Annotated in this window: 17 protein-coding genes and 1 pseudogene; 2 read left to right on the plus strand and 16 right to left on the minus strand. The window is 35.4% G+C overall.

Annotated elements, in window-relative coordinates; translation table 11 throughout:
* Positions 1–230 precede the first annotated feature (230 nt).
* The gene (locus WMO14_RS08235; RefSeq protein WP_022503018.1) at positions 231–1,109 is read left to right on the plus strand and encodes a YitT family protein; all 879 of its coding nucleotides are present in this window, start codon (positions 231–233) and stop codon (positions 1,107–1,109) included.
* Here the strand turns inward: WMO14_RS08235 and WMO14_RS08240 are convergent, their stop codons facing one another.
* The 4 genes from WMO14_RS08240 to WMO14_RS08255 form a co-directional block, all read right to left on the minus strand.
* Positions 1,110–2,294 carry a pyridoxal phosphate-dependent aminotransferase gene (locus WMO14_RS08240; RefSeq protein WP_349153632.1) on the minus strand — a complete coding sequence of 395 codons (1,185 nt, stop codon included), beginning with the start codon at positions 2,292–2,294 and terminating at the stop codon, positions 1,110–1,112.
* A 207-nt stretch (positions 2,295–2,501) separates the two neighbouring features.
* Positions 2,502–3,128: a methylated-DNA--[protein]-cysteine S-methyltransferase gene (locus WMO14_RS08245; RefSeq protein WP_349153633.1), complete on the minus strand. Its 627-nt coding sequence runs from the start codon at positions 3,126–3,128 to the stop codon at positions 2,502–2,504.
* Positions 3,129–3,306: 178 nt separating this feature from the next.
* Positions 3,307–4,635 (minus strand): MFS transporter, encoded by a 1,329-nt coding sequence (locus tag WMO14_RS08250; protein ID WP_349153634.1) that lies wholly within the window; start codon positions 4,633–4,635, stop codon positions 3,307–3,309.
* Positions 4,625–5,518 (minus strand): zinc dependent phospholipase C family protein, encoded by an 894-nt coding sequence (locus WMO14_RS08255; RefSeq protein ID WP_349153635.1) that lies wholly within the window; start codon positions 5,516–5,518, stop codon positions 4,625–4,627. Before WMO14_RS08255 ends, WMO14_RS08250 begins: the two co-directional genes overlap by 11 nt.
* 556 nt (positions 5,519–6,074) lie before the next feature.
* On the opposite strand from WMO14_RS08255, the gene WMO14_RS08260 reads away from it, so the two are divergent.
* Positions 6,075–6,668 carry a hypothetical protein gene (locus WMO14_RS08260; RefSeq protein WP_349153636.1) on the plus strand — a complete coding sequence of 198 codons (594 nt, stop codon included), beginning with the start codon at positions 6,075–6,077 and terminating at the stop codon, positions 6,666–6,668.
* 172 nt (positions 6,669–6,840) lie between these two features.
* Here WMO14_RS08260 and WMO14_RS08265 read toward each other — a convergent pair whose 3' ends face one another.
* The 12 genes and pseudogenes from WMO14_RS08265 to WMO14_RS08325 all read right to left on the minus strand — a co-directional run bounded on the left by WMO14_RS08265 (position 6,841) and on the right by WMO14_RS08325 (position 20,868).
* Entirely contained in the window at positions 6,841–8,397 is a 1,557-nt protein-coding gene (locus WMO14_RS08265) for a UDP-glucose--hexose-1-phosphate uridylyltransferase (RefSeq protein WP_090139714.1), read from the minus strand.
* A 35-nt stretch (positions 8,398–8,432) separates the two neighbouring features.
* Complete coding sequence (locus WMO14_RS08270; RefSeq protein ID WP_349153637.1) at positions 8,433–9,755, minus strand: galactokinase; 1,323 nt, start codon at positions 9,753–9,755, stop codon at positions 8,433–8,435.
* Positions 9,742–12,135: an alpha-galactosidase gene (locus WMO14_RS08275; RefSeq protein ID WP_349153638.1), complete on the minus strand. Its 2,394-nt coding sequence runs from the start codon at positions 12,133–12,135 to the stop codon at positions 9,742–9,744. The genes WMO14_RS08270 and WMO14_RS08275 overlap by 14 nt, the downstream gene beginning before the upstream one ends.
* Positions 12,135–13,502 carry a glycoside-pentoside-hexuronide (GPH):cation symporter gene (locus WMO14_RS08280; protein ID WP_349153639.1) on the minus strand — a complete coding sequence of 456 codons (1,368 nt, stop codon included), beginning with the start codon at positions 13,500–13,502 and terminating at the stop codon, positions 12,135–12,137. The genes WMO14_RS08275 and WMO14_RS08280 overlap by 1 nt, the downstream gene beginning before the upstream one ends.
* Before the next feature lie 71 nt (positions 13,503–13,573).
* Complete coding sequence (locus tag WMO14_RS08285; protein WP_349153640.1) at positions 13,574–15,160, minus strand: DUF6937 domain-containing protein; 1,587 nt, start codon at positions 15,158–15,160, stop codon at positions 13,574–13,576.
* Positions 15,161–15,182: 22 nt separating this feature from the next.
* On the minus strand, positions 15,183–15,752 hold the full coding sequence (locus WMO14_RS08290; RefSeq protein WP_349153641.1) for a TetR/AcrR family transcriptional regulator: 570 nt from the start codon (positions 15,750–15,752) through the stop codon (positions 15,183–15,185).
* Positions 15,753–16,439: 687 nt separating this feature from the next.
* Positions 16,440–16,841: a PAS domain-containing protein gene (locus WMO14_RS08300; protein WP_278320132.1), complete on the minus strand. Its 402-nt coding sequence runs from the start codon at positions 16,839–16,841 to the stop codon at positions 16,440–16,442.
* Positions 16,821–17,213 (minus strand): annotated as a pseudogene (locus WMO14_RS08305) (arsenate reductase ArsC); the annotation flags it as partial. The pseudogene WMO14_RS08305 and the gene WMO14_RS08300, both read right to left, overlap by 21 nt.
* Positions 17,206–17,760, minus strand: coding sequence for a DUF5714 domain-containing protein (locus WMO14_RS08310; RefSeq protein WP_349153642.1), 555 nt, complete (start codon positions 17,758–17,760; stop codon positions 17,206–17,208). The gene WMO14_RS08310 and the pseudogene WMO14_RS08305, both read right to left, overlap by 8 nt.
* 57 nt (positions 17,761–17,817) lie before the next feature.
* On the minus strand, positions 17,818–18,120 hold the full coding sequence (locus tag WMO14_RS08315; RefSeq protein ID WP_349153643.1) for an ArsR/SmtB family transcription factor: 303 nt from the start codon (positions 18,118–18,120) through the stop codon (positions 17,818–17,820).
* 541 nt (positions 18,121–18,661) lie between these two features.
* Complete coding sequence (locus WMO14_RS08320) at positions 18,662–19,060, minus strand: ATP-binding protein (protein ID WP_349153681.1); 399 nt, start codon at positions 19,058–19,060, stop codon at positions 18,662–18,664.
* 659 nt (positions 19,061–19,719) lie between these two features.
* The gene (locus WMO14_RS08325; protein WP_349153644.1) at positions 19,720–20,868 is read right to left on the minus strand and encodes an SLC13 family permease; all 1,149 of its coding nucleotides are present in this window, start codon (positions 20,866–20,868) and stop codon (positions 19,720–19,722) included.
* Positions 20,869–21,045 lie beyond the last annotated feature (177 nt).

Here is a 21,045-nt window from a genome sequence, read left to right on the forward strand (position 1 = left end):
TATCTGATTAATATAATTACTTTAATCAATACAATTATTTTAACTATATTAATCAATTAAATTATTTTAACCATTACAATTATTTTGATTAATATAATTATGATAACTCTATTATTTATATAATTCAATAAAATGCGCTAAAAGATTAATAATTACTATGGAAGCTTTAATTATAATGTGCTATTATATAGCCTGTTTTTCATAATACTAATTATTTATAAGGAGGTTCTATGTTTCAGTCATTCGAAGCTAAACACCCTAAGTTCTATCAGGTGTTCAGGCTTTTTATTATTACATTTGCATCAATATTATATGCGTGGAATTTGCGCTGTTTTGCTAAGACCGCAGGACTTTTCCCTGGAGGATTTTCAGGACTTTCCCTGCTTTTACAGGAAATAATCATTAAGTTCTTACATATAACTATACCTTTCAGTATATTTAATATTGCACTTAATCTTTTTCCTACTTATATTGCATTCAAATACATCGGAAAGAAATTTACCATTTACTCAATTATAGTTATATTTTTATCAAGTATATTTGTGGATATTCTTCCACCTTATGTATTCACTAATGACGTGCTTTTGATAAGCGTGTTTGGTGGAATTATCAATGGATTTGCAATAAGCTTATGCCTTAACGCTGGTGCAACAACCGGTGGTACAGATTTTATAAGCATATTCTTATCACACGAAAAAGGAATAGATGCCTGGAACTATATTCTGCTTGGAAATGTTGTAATGCTTGCTATTGCCGGTGCTATGTTTGGCTGGTCAATCGCTCTTTACTCAATCATATACCAGTTCTGTAGTACTCAGGTTATCCAGTGGTTATATAAGCGTTACAAGAAGGAAACTCTTTTTATTATCTCAGACAAGTCTGATGAAATATACCAGATTATTAAAGAAACTACTCATCACGATGCTACTCTATTCAAGGGAGTTGGCTGTTATGAAGGCAGGGAAAAGACACTTCTTTACTCTGTAATTCATTCAGAGGCAACAAGACAGCTTATACCGCTTATACGAAGTGCTGATCCTCACGCCTTTATAAATATAGTTAAAACCGAAGAACTAGATGGACGTTTTCACGATATCCCTCACGATTGATTATCTCCACTCAACATCTCCAGCTTCAGCTACAGCCTTTCTTAAGCCAGCAAGACGATTAATTGCTTCATTAAGTGTATCGTCCTGCTTGGCAAAATGAAATCTTATAAGATTATGTACATCTTCCCTAAAGAAGCTTGAACCCGGTACTGCCGCAACCCCTACATACTGTGCCAGCCATTCACAGAACTTCACATCATCTTTTACTCCAAATTCACTCACATCAACAAGCACATAATAAGCACCCTGTGGGTCTGTATATTTTAAACCAAGCTTTTCTAAACCGCCGACAAATACCTCTTTCATATGTGCATAATGTGCCGCAAGTTCATCATAATACTTGTCATCGAATTTCAATCCAACTGTTGCGGCTTCCATAAGTGGTGCGGCCGCACCTACTGTAAGAAAATCGTGTACCTTCTTAACCCTGTCGATTATTTCAGGATTAGCAATTACATATCCAAGTCTCCAGCCTGTAATAGAATATGTCTTTGACAATGAATTACATACGATAGTTCTTTCTCTCATTCCGTCAAGTGCCTGCATATATATATGTTTGTTAGGTGCGTACACAATATGCTCATACACTTCATCTGTCACAACATAGGCATCATATTTCTTTACGACATCTGCTATTGCAGTTAATTCCTCGAATGTAAATACCTTTCCACAAGGATTTGACGGATTGCACAGGATAAGTGCTTTCGCTCCCTGTTTAAAAGCATTTTCTAACTGCTCAATGCTAAATGTAAAATCTGGTGGAACAAGTGGAACATATATCGGTTCTGCTCCTGAAAGAATAGTATCTGCACCATAATTCTCGTAAAATGGTGAGAAGATTACTACCTTATCCTTAGGATTGGTAATGCTTAACATTGTCGCCATCATAGCCTCTGTACTTCCACATGTAACTACAATCTCTGATTCAGGGTCAACCTTAATTTCTGAAAAATGTTCATATTTGGCAGCTATTGCATCTCTGAAATTCTTAGCTCCCCAAGTCAAAGCATACTGATGAGGTCCTTCACTTGCAACCTCTGACAGTCTGTCTGTTATCTGCTTAGGTGGGTTAAAATCTGGAAAGCCCTGTGATAAATTCACTGCACCATATTTATTGGCTATTCTTGTCATTCTTCTTATAACAGAATCTGTAAAATCTTTCGTTCTCTCGCTTAATTCTTTCATAATCTGCTCTTTCTTCCAATTACCGGATATTTAATCTTTCCACAGTAACAAACATATATTGTACTGCCTTATAAGTATAACATACTTTTATCATATGTTAATAGTATATTACCTAGATTGTGTGCATTATTGTGCAGTTATACACTATTTTTTATATCAATAATGTATAATTACTTCTGTGCTTCTGCATATAATCTGACATATTGTTTAGAATTTCATACTATACACTTTAAGGTCAACTTTCCCATTAACTACTTCAATCCCGTCTGCCTTAAGCAGCTCCTCCTGTTGTCCTGCACCGCCAAATGCAAATGCACCCGACAGTTCTCCCTTGGAATTAACAACCCTGTAACATGGTATATTATCTGGGTCAGGATTTCTATGAAGTGCATTACCTACTGCTCTTGCCATTCCTTTATTACCAGCAAGCTCCGCTATCTGTCCATAGGTCGCAACACAGCCCTTAGGTATTTTCTTTACCGCTTCATATATCCTTTTTGTTGGATTATCAGTAATAAGCTCGTAGCTTTCCTTAATCATTGTCTTAATAGCATCATCTGGCACTGAACCATCAAGAATTATTGTGTTCCAGTTCTCCTTGTTCTGGTGCCATCCGGGAATTACCGATTTGAAAGCACTTCTCCAGTAATCTCTCCATTCTTTATCTGCCTTCACATTCAGATTAACGTATCCGTCTTTCTCATATATCCATAAAAAAGCCTTCTTGCTGCATTTAACCCTCACTAACTGCCAGTTAGTATCGCGAAAAGGTGTTTCTACATATGTATCAGGAAATGCCAAGCCATAGTCCAGTGCTTCTTTTCTGCTCTGCATAACTTTCCTCCCTCTTTATTTAATCAATGTATCTGTTGTTAATTTAAAAAAACTGTTTACAGTTCATATTATTAATAGTATTCTGCGTTGTCAGATTAAATATTTAACCTTATAACCACAGTATAACTTTTAACATACTCACTGTAAACAGTAATACATTATTTGATATATTGAACTGTTAATTATTAACTGCCTTACCTTCTACAAAGCTGTTATTGGCAATCATACCATTTTCTATATCCAAATCTGCCTCTTTGCTGTCAAGCTTATCTGTCATTATAAATAACACAAGTCCTGCCGCAAACAATAACACTATCATAGACACACCGATATTAATGCTTCCAAATATCTGAGAAGCCGCACCTACAACCAATGTTCCCAAAAAAGAAGCTCCTTTTCCGCATATATCCATAAGTCCGAAATATTCTCCTGACCTTTCAGCCGGTATTATCTTTGCAAAATAAGAACGTGACAACGCCTGTATGCCGCCCTGAAACATACCAACAAATATAGCTAATACCCAGAACTGCCACTGGCTTTTCATAAATACTGCAAATACTGTAATTCCTATGTACGCTATTATGCAGGCAGTTATAAGACGTCCTGTGCTGTATTTTGAGGTAAGCCTTCCAAATATAATAGCAAATGGAAATGCTACAAGCTGTGTAACAAGCAGAGCCAGAAGCAGACCAGTTGAATTGAGTCCAAGTGCTGAACCATAAGCTGTTGCCATATCTATTATTGTATACACGCCATCAATATAGAAGAAAAATGCTACAAGGAACAAGAATATTTTCTTCTGCTTTACAACTCCACAGAGTGTATCCTTAATTCTTACAAAGCTTTCCTTTACTGCGTGTGGCTTTCTTTCAACATAATTAATCTGCTTATAATTCTTAATAAGCGGAACTGTCATTAAGAACCACCATAAAGCTACTATTACAAATGATATGAGCATTGCCGCACTCAGAGAAATTCCTATTTTATTGTATCCTAATACAAAGATAAGGCTTATAATAAATGGAATACAGCTTCCTGCATATCCGTAAGCGTATCCATTTGACGATACAATATCCATTCTCTCGTCTGTCGTGACATCTGATAACATAGAGTCATAAAATACAAGACTTGATGAAAAACATACCTTAGCAATAATAAATACAACAAGAAATGATATCCACCAGCTAGTCACTCCCATTGCAATACATGACAGGCAGCCAGCTACAACACAGCCTGTAAAGATAGGTTTTTTAAAGCCTTTGGTATCTGCCAATGTTCCAAGCACAGGACCTAATACAGCTACAATAAGTGTAACTATAGATGCTGCATATCCCCAATATGCCAGATAATCAACATCAGATATCCCAGCATTTTCTGCAAGATAATTAAAATATATAGGTAATATCGTAGACACCATAAGAATAAATGCCGAATTACCAACATCATATAATATCCAGCCTTTTTCATTAGCTGTAAGCTTAAATCTGTTATTGCTTTTACCCCTCATACTGCACCTCTTTCTTTATAAAGCTTTCCACATTCTGAATGTTGTCCGATATACACTGTTTCTGATTATTATCACAACCTTCTATAAGAACCGAACCAAAGCTATAATTAAATGCTTTATCCAGCTCACAATCATTATTTAAAAATCCGTCAAATTTAATAATTGACTGATATGCTGTATTCTTAGCGTGCCTGTATAACGATAATAATTTTACTGTGCTGTCATTACACTCTTTGTTCTTATGATAATTCACAATCAGTCCGTGCATTTCCTTATAATTACCAGATAACTTAAGTAAAAGATATATAAACCAGCGTTTTAGATGCGATGGAGCAACCAGCAGATTGTTATAGGAAATCATTCCTTCAAGTGCCTTTTTTACTTCCTGCATAGTTGTACCAGGATAAAATTCACTGATTACTTTTGCATTTTCTTCTGATGGAATAATGTGTCTTACTAATGACTGTGTAATTGAATTTTTCTTATCCATAATCATAAGTTCTCTGTCAAATTCCACTTCTATCTCTGCATGCGATATTCCGCTTTCATTTATTTTTTGTTCAATATAACCATGACTGCTTACATCAAGTGCAAAATGATTAAGAACACCGTATGTGTAAGCCAGATATGGCTCTCTGTCTTTCTTTTCTGATATTACTTTTCTTGCTCTTTCAAAAAATTCCTTACCTGAATGTTTGTGCAATTCATACCCAATACTGTTAATTGAATTAGACTTTAATGGCTTATAATAAAACAAAATATCTGGTCCATGTAATCCAATAAGATATAATTGAGGATATTTCTCAACTATCTTTTTCTCATTACCGTCAAGCATAGAACGTACCTGCTGCCCCATTCTATAATGTGCATATGTTGATGGCATATTTTCCTCCCATTTTTCAATTAAAATATGTTATAGAACATTTTTATATCTGTTCTTTATGTCATTGAAGTTTATTACAGGACTGTAAATATTGTAGTATAAATTGATAAAATTGATGTAAATTAATATATATTTCAGGTATAATAAAAGCCCATAAAATATTTGCACGAAATATAATTACGGTGGATTAACAGCATTTTTCTTCTTGTCATAACATTTTCCCAATGATAGAATGTAATAAAGATATATATTTTTTATTTCTCCAATATTGTCAGATAATGTATATGACAGTATCACAACAAACATCTGTTTAAATGCTATGTCATTATTTTATATAACTGCTATGCTGTCAGGCATCATTACCACAGATTGGAGAACTTATGGAAAATACTAATATTACAGACAATACAAGGCAGGCTGGACATTCAGCAGACAGCACTATAAATGCAGGAACTGACATAAGTCATCAACAACGAATACAAGTCAGCATACTATTGATGATATTAATTCAGGACAACAGCCACTTGAGGCGGAAAGCACTCTCCGACTATCAGATATGTATGAGAAAAATGTCGACAATCCTGAGCTTGAACTTACTGTAAGAGTTATCAATATCAATACTGATAATTATGCTGGTAATAAGGCTCGTACTATTAATTCAAAGTATAGTAATGGTTCTGGCAGGAATTCAAAGGATAATAATAATTTCAACAGGACAAATATGTATACATATAGCTCTGAATTTCTTTCTAAATGTGAGACACTTAAGGACTATATGACATTTGTTAATAAGGTGCGTATAAAGACCGATATTGAAAAAATTGATATCCGCACTGCTGTTACAGAGGCTGTAGATGAATGTATCGCTGAGAATGTATTGTCGGAATTTTTTAGAAATCACAGAGAGGAAGTGATTACTGTGAGTATTTATGAGTATGATGAGGAAGGTCATCTTGAAGTAGTCAAAGAAGAAGGACGACAGTTAGGACTTGCAGAGGGCAAAATCAAGGAACGCTCCAATGGCATTAAAGTTTTTATTAAATTATGTAAAGAAGTTAATCTTTCCGATGAAGATACAATTTATAAGCTTATGAAAAACTATAAACTTTCTAAAGAAGAAGCTGTTAATGCTATCAAGAATAATTCATAACATTTTAGAATTTGTCTGGTAACTTATGTTAATTTTGATTATCTGTGGTGGTCGGGTTATTATTGACCACCACTTTTATAAAATCATTAAAATATAAATTTACTATCTATGAATTCTGATTCAGAATTTTTAAAATCTACCCATTACATTAATCAATCAAAGAAAGTAAATATTATTGACAATATTTTATAAATCTTACAAATGCCTCTCTTCCATTATCGTCTGTCTTGTATACACCGGCACATTCAAGCACCTGCACAAATACCTTGCCAATTTCCAATCTGATTATCTCATCAATATTATCTTTAGTTATATTATAATTGTCTTTCCAGCTATCAACCCATTGTGCGTGCTTTTCAATTTCGCTGATTAAGCGGACATCTTCATTATTTAACAGAGCGTTTTTTAAAATGCCCATTTCCTTATCAAGTCTTGCTGGAAGTATAGCCATTCCCATAACCTCAATAAGACCAATATTCTCTTTCTTTATATGATGAAGATTTGCTGATGGATGATACACTCCCCATGGACACTCATTTGTAGTAATATTGTTTCTTAATACCAGATCCATCTCATAATTATCACCTTTCTGCCTGCATATCGGAGTTATCGTATTATGCTGTTCACCATCTGTATTGCAATATATAAATGCTTTTTCATCAGTGTAATTCTTCCATTTATCTAATATATAATCACAGGCATTAACAAGGCTGTCTTTATTATTACTGCTAAGCCTTATTACTGACATAGGCCAGTTAAGAATTCCTGCATTAACATCACTGAATCTATCCAGCTTGAATGTATACACATATTCTGCTCTTGCCATAGGAAATTCATAAGCACCGCCCTGAAAATGGTCGTGACTTAATATAGAACCTCCTACAATTGGTAAATCCGCATTAGAACCTAATGTATAATGCGGAAACATATCTGTGAATTCAATAAGCTTTTTAAATGTGCTTTTATTAATCTTCATAGGAATATGCTTATCATTAAACACTATGCAATGCTCGTTATAATATACATAGGGTGAATATTGCATATAGTATTTCTCACCACTTAATTCAAGCGGTATAACTCTTAGATTCTGCCTTGCAGGATGTGATAGATTTCCCGCATATCCCTCATTTTCCTTACACAAAAGGCATTTAGGATATCCGCTTGCTGCAAACTTTCCTTGTTTTATTATATCCTTAGGGTCTTTCTCTGGCTTTGACAGATTAATCGTTATATCTATAATTCCATATTCTGAATTGTACTTCCATTTCTGGTCTTTCTCAATCCTGTCACACCTTATATAATTGCAGGCTTTATTAAGTTCATAGAAATAGTCTGTCGCAAGCTTTGGATTATTATTATAAAGCTCCTTAAAATGCTTTCTTACAACTGAAGGCATTGGTGTGACAGCACCCATTACCTTTGTATCAAACAAATCCCTGTTAAGCTGCGTATCTTCTATAAGTCCATTATCAACTGCTATTTTAAGGCAGTCCGACAGGATATCTGCTATTGGTCTTGTGTTATTCAGCTCCTGCACACCTGAATTCTTAATTATCTCACTATCTTCTGCAAGTCCGTTTTTTTCAAAAATATCCAGCAACCTGTTTACTATAAATATCTTATCATCAGCTTCTATCAGTTCATTCTCTGAAGCATAATTGACAAGCTCTGATATAACCTTGTCTATATCTGGAATATTTTCCGTACCTTCCTTGGCATCACTACTCATTATATTGTCTGATTTCTTCATATCTTCTAAATTTCTCATATTATTCTGACACCTCCGCAATGTCTGATTTGTAATATCATACTTGCACCATCACCAAATATTTTATCCATATTTCTTCTGTATTCATCTATAGCAGTATCCTTGACAATTGCAAGTATTGTACCTGCGAAGCCACCTCCGTGAACTCTGCATGCACCATTATCACCTAAGAATATTTCACTCATCATAAGTCCAAGTGAAACGCCCTGATTGGCAGTATCTTTGGTTGAATATATATTTTGAAGATATTTGTAAGATGAATCACCTGACTTTGATACCAGCCTTAAGAATTCATCAATATTTCCAGATATAAGAGCATTTACTTCATTTTCTACTCTCTCATTTTCCTCTATAAAATGAACTGCTCTTAGTATGCTCCTGTCACCGAACTTCTCCTGTAGCTCTTTAAAATTATCAAGTATATCCTTTAATGTAATGCCACGAAGAACCTCCTGTCCGAAGTAACTTGCAACTGCATTCATCTCACGGCGGATATCTGCATAATCATCTGTCAAATCCTTATGTGAACTTTTAGTATCAGTTATGCACAGGCTGTAACCGAATTTTTTAATATCCACATCAAGCTTATTAACAACTGGATTTTCCTTATTATTAAAATCGATATAGACCATATTGCCAACCGAACATGCCATCTGATCCATAAGTCCACAAGGCTTGCCAAAATACTCATTCTCTGCCATCTGTCCGATAACCGCAATATCTTCTGCCGATACTTTTCCAGCATTATATATATGTGACTGTATTGTTCCTATAAGTGTTTCAAATGCCGCAGATGATGAAAGTCCTGCTCCCATAGGCACATCACTTGTTATAAACGCATCAAATGCTCCTGTCTTGAAACCTTTTTTCTTAAAGCCGGCAATCACACCTTTAACAAGTGCCTTAGTGGTTGAGTATTCATCCTTATTAATATCCGTGTCCGATAATGACACTTCTAGCATTGGATAATCGTCCGACACAATTCTTATAATTCCGGCATTAACACCACTATGCCCAGATAAACTGCCTTTCTCTGATACACTCTCCTTGGAATTAACCGGTCTTACTACTGCGATAATATCCAGATTAACAGAAGCTGCAAGAACTTTTCCATTCTGGTGGTCTGTGTGATTACCGCCAATCTCACTTCTTCCCGGCGCACTGAATATAAGCACATCACCTTCACCATATAACTGTGTGAAGCGGTTCAGAGCATTAATATATCTTTTCCTCTGATATTTAAGCTGGCTTTCATCAATATATAGATCCTTTAATATATTATCAATACCTCCAGAACTAATTATGTCACTGCTTATCATCTTCTACCTCTTCCATAAAATATAATCTCGTTGCAAAGTCTTGAAAAAATCGGACATTTTCATTATATCCAGTTGCACTGAAACCCTGCTTTAACTTAACACCTGAATACATAAGTGTATCTCCATACGCAACATAATCTTCTGTCTCGCCATCCATTTTCTTTAGCTTAGACAATATATCCTGTAACATAGAACCCTGCTTGATATGTATTGGCGATACCATATTAACAAGCTCACCGAATTCTTTAATATCATATTGAAGCTTTCTGTTGTAAAAATGGTATTTCTTAGCTTCATCAAGACCTTTAGCCCTGTAACAGGCATACTGTGTGTTAGGTATAACGTGTTTTTGCATAATTAATCCGACGGCTTTCTTCTTATCCGTTGATACTACTGTCCATTCTGCCATATTGCCTTTACCATTATTTAACACACTGGCATTACCTGCATTTTCTTCTTCAAAGCTTTCTGTCCTGTAAAATGTACCAGTAAAGAATACATTTCTTAACTTCTTATACAGTTCAATCTGACATTTCACAGCATTTAATTCCTCTTTATTCATATCACACATATTACATTCATAGCCAAGAAGCCCAAATGCTGCAACTGCAAATCTGCTCTCTAACGGCATATTTCTTAATGTCTGATGATTAGGGCTTGCCGATACATGGGCTGAAATACACGATAACGGATAACCATAGCTGTAATTATACTGAATCTGTGCCCTGCAAAGTGCATCTGTATTATCACTTGCCCATATCTGCGGAAAATAGCATAACATTCCCAGATCAAACCTGTTGCCGCCTGCCGCACAGCCCTCAAATAATATGTCAGGAAATCTATTAGTAAGCTCCTTCATACATCTGTACAAGCCGCACACATATCTATGCGATACTTCCTTCTGCCTTTCAGGTGGCAGATTTTTAGAATAATAATCACTGAATATTCTGTTCATATCCCATTTTACATAAGATATATCTGCTGATGAGAACACCTCACTCATCTCCTCAATTATATAGTCCTGAACAGCTTCATAGGTTAAATCAAGAATTCTCTGATTCCGTCCCTCTGAATGTTCTACATCTGGTATTTCAATTACCCATTCAGGGTGTGCCTCATATAATCTGCTGTTCACACTCACCATCTCAGGCTCAACCCATATTCCAAATTTAAGCCCGGATTCTTTTATCTTATCAGCGATGCCAGCTATTCCATTTGGAAGCTTTCTGCTATTCGGTGTCCAGTCGCCTAATGAACTTGTGTCGTCATTTCTCTCGCCAAACCAGCCATCATCCATAACGAACAGTTCAACACCTATATCCTTAGCCGCCTTTGCAAGCTTCACAAGCTTTCTTTCATTAATATTAAAGTATGCCGCTTCCCAGCTATTAATAAGAACTGGTCTTTCCTTGTCGCGCCAGCTTCCACGCACAATGTGCTTTCTTGCAAACTCGTGCATATTATGACTCATCGAATTATACCCCTGGTATGAATAAGTAAGCACTGCCTCTGGAGCTTCAAAGCATTTTCCTGCTTCAATAATATAAGAAAATGTAGCTGGATTAATTCCCGATACAAGCCTTAATTTACCATATGAATTAACCTGTGCCGCTTCATAATGATTGCCGCTGTATATAAGATTAAATCCATAACATTCACCATAATCTTCTGTCGTTGAACTTCTTCCTACCATAAAAAAAGGATTAGCTCTGTTTGATGATGTTCCTGTGACCGACTCATTTACATACTTACCGGCACGAATGGGTATTCTGCTTCTATTCATCTCCCTTGCCCACGCACCATTAAAAAAAGACAATTCATAATCACTCTCGTTTAAATCAAGCTGCATACTCATTAATCTTTCAAGCCTTACGCTCTCATTTCCTGAATTAACAAGCTTGGCACTTCTTGTTATAATGTCACATTTTTCATATACATAATAATGAAGCTCCAATGTGAGATTATAATTCCTGTCCTTAAGATAGATGACGAGCTGTTCAACCTCTCCATTATCATCATAAGACCCCGGAAGCGTATCGTATTCTTCCTTGCCCTGTATAATCTCTGCCCTGTCAAACACCATATCCGTTGTACTGCTTCCATTAGGATATGTGACTTCGATAAAAGGCTCTCTTATATCGCCTTTTCCCAATGATGACATTTCAAGGCACACATCTTCCAGCGAATAAGACGAATAATCTTTATTGTATACATTAGTATTACCCGGAATAAATGTATGCTTCTCTGTCATCACAGCCTCATTGGCGTGTAACTTTCTTCCATAATACAAATGCTCCAACTGCCCGCTTCCAAGCACGGCAAACGCATAAGATGTATTGTCAGTATCAAGCACATACATATTATTATTAATCGTTATCATTAATGGCTCTCCTTAATTCTTTCCGATATCTCTTCCATTTTCTGCTCTGTTAAAATGTACCTTCTGTGGAAGTAAAATACTGCGATAAGCAGACCTATTATCGGAATTACTGTCATTGTCATTCTAAGTGCTACTACCGAACCACCAGCCACAGCATCTGTCACTACGTCTGTATTACTGCTTAACTTGCACACTGAAAGGCATATTGATACAACTAATGCGGCTATACCTGAAGCAAGCTTTACAACAAATGTCTGCATTGAAAATATAACGCTCTCATCTCTTCGCTTATTCTTAAATTCGCCATAATCAACCGTATTCGCCAGAAATATAGTCGTTAAGACTAATAACATTCCATTTGCCGCAAATATGAAAAATGCTGGAATAAACAAAATAAACACACTCGACATTGATGTGAATATAAGAATAAATAAAACTATATAACCAGCAATAGCCATAACAAAGCTTACATAAAATATCTTTATTGTGTTCAAAAACTTTCTAAGAAGCGGAAACAATACCATCATTGATAATATCTGTATTGCACCACCAAATGTATTAAATAGTGTATAGCCGTTGTACCAGTCTGCACCGCCAAAATCATATTTAAAGAAATATATGACAAGGTTAGAAGTTATGTACACAGATGTATTAATAAGAACAATTGTTATAACTACTGTAACAGCCTGATCATTCTGAAAAAGTGCCTTGAACATCTGCTTTACTGATACTGTTTCAACATCAACTGTTGATTTTTCCCTAATATTAAAGCAGGTAATAAGTATTGCAGCAAAGAACAGTATTGATATTATAAGTGCAAACCATTTAAAACCTGCATATTCATTGCCCTTTCCAAGCATATATACACACTGCATTGTAATAATTGTAACAAGTGCTGAACCTACACCTGCACAGGAACGTGCCATTGTTGACATATTCTCTCTTTCCTTGCCGCCCTCTGTAAATGCTGGTATCATTGACCAATAAGGAATATCCATCATTGTGTAAGTAACGCCCCACAAAACGTAAGTTACTGCGGCATAAGCAACAAGTCCGCCGCCATCAAGTGTTGGTGGTGCAGAAAACATCAGAAACAATACAACAGCATTAAGCAATGTTCCAATAAACAGCCATGGTCTGAACTTTCCCCATCTGGTTCTTGTCTTTGCAACAACTACACCCATTATAGGGTCGTTAAATGCGTCAAATACTCGTGCCGCAAGAAGTATAATCCCCATTGCTATCGCACTAACCCCAAGTATATCCTGATAATAATACAGAATATAACTTGCACAAAACATATAAACCATATCTTTGCCAACTGCACCTATGCCATAAGATGCCATTTCTTTCTTATTAAGCCCCATACGCTACCTCTTTTCTTTCTATATGTCTGATTTCTTCATATTTTTTAAGTGTCTGATTACTGCACGCCGTATTAAATGTCTGATTTCTTCATATTCACTGCTAATTTGACAGCCTCATATGCACCATTATATATACCCATCTGTTTATTCTTCTTTATGTTCTTACACATATCTATAATGTATGTATCATCTTCCATAAACAGCTTTATCATCTGTAAAGTATGAGGTATATCCCTGCACTCAAGTGTTCCGTCACCTATCTCTGCTGAATGGACTGCACCCCACTGTTCGTGTCCGCCAACTCGCTTTATAAATAACTTTGGCACTGGATAGAATGCTAATTCACTTGGTTTGGTAACAAGCACATCTGCACTTCTCATCAAAAGGTTAGTACAATACACTGCCTCAAATATATTCTTATGATAAAAGCCGTGGATACCTGTTATATTATCAGATGTGTCTTCACTTGAATTATCTGCTGTAATATTCTTAGAATTATCATCTCTATTGTTATCTGTCACTACATCAGAATTATTTATCTGGCTGGCTGATAATGCCTTCGTGGCAAATGCCTTCGTATCTTTCCAGTTGTCAAAATACTCAGTTGCCAGTTCTCTCATCTGTGGGATATCTCTTATAAGTTCGTCCCATACATTTTTATAATCACCAACATTAACGTATAACACTGCCTTATTCTTCTTAATATAAGGAATAAGGTATTTAATTATATGGGCAAATATCTCTTTCTGTGCACCTGCACCACCAATTGTAAGCAGAAATCTCATAGGCTTTCCGTTCTGTTTTCTTGCTATTCTTGCATTGCAGTCAGCCTCAATATTAGTTACAAGCTCGTGGTCGATATAATGTCCTGTGTATACAAGACTATCTGCTGGCATTTCATTTAACACCTTATTGCCGTCCATTCCATTAAGTATCCTGTAACCCTGATAAGCATAATGTGTCTGGACTGTATGAATACTTCCTTCTGACAAATGCAATGCCATTGGCCAGTTATCCGGTATTGCATTAACAACATTTTTCATACCTGCGTGTACTGCCGCCTGTGCCGGCCATACATGAGTTGCAATAACCGGAATATTCTTAGGAACATTCTTATATACAGGTGCCATAAGCTCTGCATTCTTCTGGTCTGAAGCGTTATAGGAAAGCTTCCTGAAACCCTCGTAATTCATTGGTTCCCACACCAGTCTGTTAAACAGCCTGCTCTTTTGTGATAACCTTGAACCAAGCGAATACAGGTCGTTCTGTGCCCTTATAACTTTAGTACAGGTTGTATTATCGTAAGAATTAAGATCCATCCAGTAAGGAACATATCCAAGTGCATTAGCTGCTGAAGCAATCGCCATTGATATTCTGTAATGTCCAAAACCCATTCTTATATTGCCAACTATAATACCTTTATCAGTATCAAATTCTTCTTTATTACCGTTAGATACGCTTGCAGGCTTATCTGCAACCCTCACATCATACACGCCAAGCATATCACCTATGTATTTGTTCTTCTTTATTGTCATCTTATAGTCGGCATTGCTGTCATCACCATATTTTCTTGCGTATTTTTTTTTGGAATTAATAGCTTTTCTATATGCCTTTCTATCAATTTCATTGTTAAATATAACCTTTGATTTGTCCTGCATTATATATTCCTCCTTTTTATTTTCAATGACTTTCCTTAACTGCCACGCCATCTAATAATATTCCCACAATCTCATCAAGTCCCTGTGTATATGTCATTCCTGCCCTTATAAGAATGTCTCTTTGGAAAAATTGTTCTATTGATGCCTCCATCATCATCTTAAACATCAATACATTAACCGGTCTTATCACTTCTTCCTCAATCCCCTGTTCCAAAAGCTTAATCGTTGTCTCCCAGCCATTCTCCAGACGTTCTTCAACGTGTCTGTATATCTCTGGAAATTTGCCTTTTAACATATATAATTGTCTTAAATCAATATCTTTATAACTCTCAGGCATAACTCCAAGAATACGTCTTATCTTCTCAATTGTTGATAATGTATTATCTTCAATTATCTCTGATTCGCTCTCTTTAATCGTGTCAAACAGATAATCTACCATCTCCATAAACAGAGTGTTCTTATCTTTAAAAATTGTATATATTGTCTTCTTACTCATTGCAAGAATAGATGCAATATCGTCCATTGTAAATTTAAGGCCTTTTTGATTAAATGCCTGTATCGTTGCCTGTAAAATCTTCTCTTTATTATTCATAATGCTCCTTTTAATGTTGTGTATCAGTGACGCTTATAAAACAAAAAATCAAGGAAACTATTTTTTCTGTTTTAGTTTCCTTGATTGTATCACATTAATTTATTGGGTACAATTGCTATTTTTATATAATTATTTCGAATATTTTTAGTAGTTTTGTACAATTTGTTGTATATTTTGCAATATAGACCGATATATTTTTAACACAATAACGCATATAATTGAAAATATCTGAATATTATCATCTCTATTTCCTATATCTTTTAAATCTTCTTTTGATATAAATGGATTACGCTTATGACATTTAACAAAATTAGCTAACGGATCAATATGATCTGCCTCACCCGCATTATTCTGCCAATTATCACCGTACGTTTTCTTAGCATCACTTTATTTTTTCTTAACTAATCCAGTTTTTTCTGTAATGTACTGATCAATTCCTCAATAACAATTGGTTTGGTTAAGAATCCATCCATACCGCATTCCAGTGCTTTTTTCTGTCCTCATCAAATGCATTTGCAGTCATGGCAAAAATGTTGATTCCAGCCAGTACCGGATCATTCAGAGCGCGTATCTGCCTGAATCTGGCCAATAGCAGTCATCAAGGTATCTCTGATATCTGACATGAACATTGGTTTTGCACAGAAAGCAGTCTACAATATTTTTTATTACTTCCTCATTAGGTGGAACTCACCATAAATCATACATTTTCATTGTTTCTCTATCTCGATATTCATGCTTCTCATAGTATCCAATCAGCTTGCCACTATCTCTAAGTGCCACCATATATACATCTTTATTCTGCTTCTCATTATGAAATGTATACACAATATTATGGCTTTCGTCCTGTGCAAACCATTCTGTCACCTGTCTTATCTTTTCCTGTGATTCCTTATTATGACATTCCAGCAAGCTTCTGCCAATCAGCTTGTCTCCGCCACGCTTTCCATAATTAACAACCGCAGCAGGATTCATATATATTATTTCATGATTAAGATTGCATATAACGACTGCGGCTCTATCCTGATCTATGATACTTTTAAAATAACTTATATTAATCTCATTATGGTTCAATCTACTTTTTAACTCCAAAATATCATGCTTTATTTGTTCAATGACTATCTTAAATTCCTCATCGCTTTTTCCAGTTGGATCTTCAAGTCCCCAATTATCATCAAATGGTCTGCCTGTAAATGGACAACCTACATTACATCCCATTGATATTGCAATATCCGGATCTGGAATATCACTAACCAGCTTACTGAACTGTCCTTCTGCTTCCATATCTATATTATATAATTCCCTCATAATACGGACAGCATCCTGATTAATCTGTGGTTTTGTTTCTGTACCCGCCGAATAACTTTGAAACACATCTGATGCCAGATGTCTTCCAAAAGCCTCAGCAATCTGACTTCTACATGAATTATGAACACAAATAAAAGCTACTTTTACATTACTCATAAAATGGACACCTCTCCTTTATACATTGCTCATTAAAATCTGTGAATCCACATTGCATTTGTTCGTATTGCAATGTTACTCCATAATGAGCATTCACATAATCAATACCATTCTTAAATGCTATCATTGCATCTCTCTTGCAGCATCTTGGTCCGTTTATGGTTCCTAATTCTCCAATTGCTTTCGAGGTAAACTGCATATGATTTCCCCATGTTCCATCCATTGAAAGCGGACCTGTTCCGTCGATGATTGCAAGTGCAGCACCTATAGATGTGATTGCTCCGCATATTCCCCATAAACCGCACATTGCCCCCGGCATCCGAAGTCCCTCTGCCATCAGCCTGTCCAATGCCTGTTCTAAGTCTATCTCTCCTCCTGCGTTTTTGTAGGCTACAAGAAAACTTGCACCATCTAATATATGGTGTTCCGGTCCATGAATACTGACATATTCCTTCTTTGCTATCTGTTTAAAAATGACAACCGGATTTGTTCCCTGTTTTTTCTTTATATCTTTTACAATCAGTTCTGCTTTTTCTCTTACTGTCATAGAAAACTTCCTTTCGTCTTATTTACAATTTTTACAAGTATTAACAGGATTCCCCCTCTAACAACAGCTATCTTTTTTGTCACAGCATGACTCACACGTCAAACTGCCAATAGAATCTTTGAATTCTATTAAAGTTTCACAATTCAAGGAATAATGGTGCCATTTGCCTTCTTTCCTGTCATTAACCAACCCACACTCCACCAGTATTTTCATATGATGAGATAATGTAGGCTGAGTAATACTAAATCTTTCCAAAAGACTGCATCCGCATTTTTCTCCATTTGACAACATCTGCACTATTTCCAGCCTGTTTGAATCTCCAAGTGCCTTGCATATTAAAGAAACATCCGCTAATCTCATTTCATTCACCTCGTATTGATAATTATCTATGTATAAAATTAGCATATACATAGATGAATGTCAATGTATTTTCGTGAAATAAAGTTCTACATTTTCATGTACAGCTTTACACCTTTAATTCCTTTGAATTTATATCTATAATTTCAACATTCATATAATCTAAGAACCTATTGATAAATAAGCATCCGCGGAAGGATTTTAAATTTTAATTTTTTTGATTATATGGAAACAGCAGATAAATATTTTTGCTGTTTCTATTTCTATATAATTTTTAATTATTTTTTTCGTGATCTTCTTAATGGATAATTTTTGTTATCCATCACCTAAATCATATCACATATATAATTTAATACCACTCTAATTATAACTAAATTTGCTCAGACCAATAACTCCTATTTCCATCTACTCAATCCCCATTACATATCCAAACATATATCATCAATAAATCCTATTCACAATAAAATAACTGTTTCGTACTCTTAGGTTTATCAGGAATACTCATTTTTAATATTCCTCTTTCAACTAATGGCATAACATATTTTTATATAACATATGACACTGAATTTATACCTAAATAATGACAAATTTCATTTCTTGTTCTAGGTGTCTTACAGAATATAATTAAATTTTTCTCTTCGCTGCTTTCAATCATTTTATTATATTCATTTTCTTTGTATTTATATAATTTAACTATAAAGCAGCCCCTTTCGTCCAAGAATTCTGGTTCAGGTAAATTATATTCACGCATTGCGCTTCTTATAGTAGGAATACATGAATATCTATTTTCTGTAATTTTCAACACCTCTAGTTCTGATGCAATTATTGGATTTCTCGTGTCTGGTTGTACTTTTCCCAATTGGTCTATTCTTATTCTTCCATATATTCCACCTGGATTTCTAATCTCTATTCTATTTTCAAACATAATAATCTGTATAGGCATGCCTTCTGTATGAATACTATAATCACGATGCACTAATGCATTAAGGATAGCTTCTCTAATAGCTATAATTGGATAATCTGTACGGTCTTTACGTTTTCCTGTTTCAGAGTCAACTATTATATACAAGAAACTTAAATTATATTCATTAATTTAATATAATTTCATCTTTATAGCCAAGCTAACTAATCAAACAACTTAAATATTTCAGTTGTTAAGAATCCAGTATCATTCTCAAAGCAACTTTAGCTGTGATATTCATAAAGTGGGAATAATCAACTTTTGCATAGGAACATGCGTGGTAAAAGGTATTGAGGGATTTTGTGGTAATCCCAGACGAAAAGTGCTGATATAAAAATCGAATGGAATGTACAGATTCCAATGTTAGTATTGATAAAACGAGTAAAAACAAAGTATCTGCTGTTGGAGCAGAAAAAGTTTCAAAATAAAATGTTTTAGAGCAAACTCATTATACATCAGAAAGCCCTGTACGATATTTTTTTATGAAAAAGTTGTAAAGTGGTGTAAAGATTAATGATCTTTGTATTGGCACCGAAAATATATTTATTTCTCCGCGGCTTTTCTTCCAGGATGGGAGAGTGCCGCGGAGAATTTTTTGCGAAGAAAGAATTGTTATAGCTTTTGTAATTCCGGGAAAACCTTTATCTAAGAAAAAAATACAATATTAACATGAATATCATGAATATAATATTGGAGGCTGTGAATATTCCCAAATACTTTCCTCTCAGATTCCTGTTTTCTTTTGCAATATATTTGAAACTTATCAGGCTTGCCATAGATGCAATCAGAGTGCCGAGACCTCCAATATTGGTTCCGACAATTAAAGCCCGGTAATTATCTGTAAAGCCGGATAAAAGAAGCGCAACGGGAACATTGCTCATAATCTGACTGGCAAGAACAGCAGTAAATGTTTCCCTTCCTGCCATGATTCTTTCCAGAAAACTGCTGAATTGCGGAATCCTTCCAAGGTTGCCGATAAAAATAAATAATGCGATAAAGGTGGCAAGCAGGGAGTAATCCACCCTGCCTATATTTTCCCTGTTTCTTAGCAGCATATATATAAGAACCAATACAAGAGGAATCTGATATGGAATGATACGTGCAACAGTGAGCAGGCAGATTGTAAATAAGATCAGGTAAGCGGCCAGGTATTCCATGTTAAGTTCTTTTCTGTCAGAGAATCCCAAAAGAGTTTTATCTTTTTCTAAACCGCATACGTGAGGTGCTTTGGCAGCGGCTACCTGTATCCATATCAGAAGAAGGATAAGTGCTGTGGCGGAATAGGGAAACATCAGGGTTATTAATTCTGCCGCGGACATCCCTGCTCTGGCATATAGATAAAGGTTCTGCGGATTTCCGATTGGTGTAAGCATGCTTCCGAGATTAGCAGCGATTGTCTGCATGGCTACTATTTTAAGAAACCAGTAATTGCCCAGTTCCTTTGGCATTTTATGCACAATGATCAGTGCAAGAGGAACAAAAGTAATCAATGCCACATCATTGGTGATCACCATTGACAGGAAGAAACATAAGAGTACCAACAGCCTGATCACACCCACAGTTCCCGATGTTCCCATCAGCAATTTTTTGGCAAGTATATCAAAAACACCAACAGCCTTCAAACCAGCTACAATTGCCATCAAACAGAAGAGAAGCCCGAGAGTCCTGAAATCGATATAAGTAAAATAAGCCTTATCCGGTCTGACCCAGAACATAGAAAGAAGCGCCAGGATCACTGCAATTGACAAAACAGTTTCTTTCCTGAAAAAAACATATAATTTTTGTAACATAATATTTCCTTTCCGGTCTGATACGACTGCGTATAAGTATATCACAGAAACATCCAGAAAAAAAGAATATCATTTTGTATCGTGGATTGTGTTTGCGATTACTGCCTCATTCCTGTATAACACCTCTTTACAACTTTTTCTGTTCCGACAGCAGATACCTTATTTCTGCTGATATTA

The organism is Lachnospira rogosae (ex Hitch et al. 2025) (assembly GCF_040096455.1).
Lineage (GTDB): Bacteria > Bacillota > Clostridia > Lachnospirales > Lachnospiraceae > Lachnospira > Lachnospira rogosae.

Excerpts from the sequence above, each read along its gene's own strand:
- WMO14_RS08235 (WP_022503018.1), top strand. The coding sequence starts at position 231 with ATGTTTCAGTCATTCGAAGCTAAACACCCTAAGTTCTATCAGGTGTTC.
- WMO14_RS08240 (WP_349153632.1), bottom strand. The coding sequence starts at position 2,294 with ATGAAAGAATTAAGCGAGAGAACGAAAGATTTTACAGATTCTGTTATA.
- WMO14_RS08245 (WP_349153633.1), bottom strand. The coding sequence starts at position 3,128 with ATGCAGAGCAGAAAAGAAGCACTGGACTATGGCTTGGCATTTCCTGAT.
- WMO14_RS08250 (WP_349153634.1), bottom strand. The coding sequence starts at position 4,635 with ATGAGGGGTAAAAGCAATAACAGATTTAAGCTTACAGCTAATGAAAAA.
- WMO14_RS08255 (WP_349153635.1), bottom strand. The coding sequence starts at position 5,518 with ATGCCATCAACATATGCACATTATAGAATGGGGCAGCAGGTACGTTCT.
- WMO14_RS08260 (WP_349153636.1), top strand. The coding sequence starts at position 6,075 with ATGTATGAGAAAAATGTCGACAATCCTGAGCTTGAACTTACTGTAAGA.
- WMO14_RS08265 (WP_090139714.1), bottom strand. The coding sequence starts at position 8,397 with ATGAGTAGTGATGCCAAGGAAGGTACGGAAAATATTCCAGATATAGAC.
- WMO14_RS08270 (WP_349153637.1), bottom strand. The coding sequence starts at position 9,755 with ATGATAAGCAGTGACATAATTAGTTCTGGAGGTATTGATAATATATTA.
- WMO14_RS08275 (WP_349153638.1), bottom strand. The coding sequence starts at position 12,135 with ATGATAACGATTAATAATAATATGTATGTGCTTGATACTGACAATACA.
- WMO14_RS08280 (WP_349153639.1), bottom strand. The coding sequence starts at position 13,502 with ATGGGGCTTAATAAGAAAGAAATGGCATCTTATGGCATAGGTGCAGTT.
- WMO14_RS08285 (WP_349153640.1), bottom strand. The coding sequence starts at position 15,160 with ATGCAGGACAAATCAAAGGTTATATTTAACAATGAAATTGATAGAAAG.
- WMO14_RS08290 (WP_349153641.1), bottom strand. The coding sequence starts at position 15,752 with ATGAATAATAAAGAGAAGATTTTACAGGCAACGATACAGGCATTTAAT.
- WMO14_RS08310 (WP_349153642.1), bottom strand. The coding sequence starts at position 17,760 with ATGACAGTAAGAGAAAAAGCAGAACTGATTGTAAAAGATATAAAGAAA.
- WMO14_RS08315 (WP_349153643.1), bottom strand. The coding sequence starts at position 18,120 with ATGAGATTAGCGGATGTTTCTTTAATATGCAAGGCACTTGGAGATTCA.
- WMO14_RS08320 (WP_349153681.1), bottom strand. The coding sequence starts at position 19,060 with ATGCCTATACAGATTATTATGTTTGAAAATAGAATAGAGATTAGAAAT.
- WMO14_RS08325 (WP_349153644.1), bottom strand. The coding sequence starts at position 20,868 with ATGTTACAAAAATTATATGTTTTTTTCAGGAAAGAAACTGTTTTGTCA.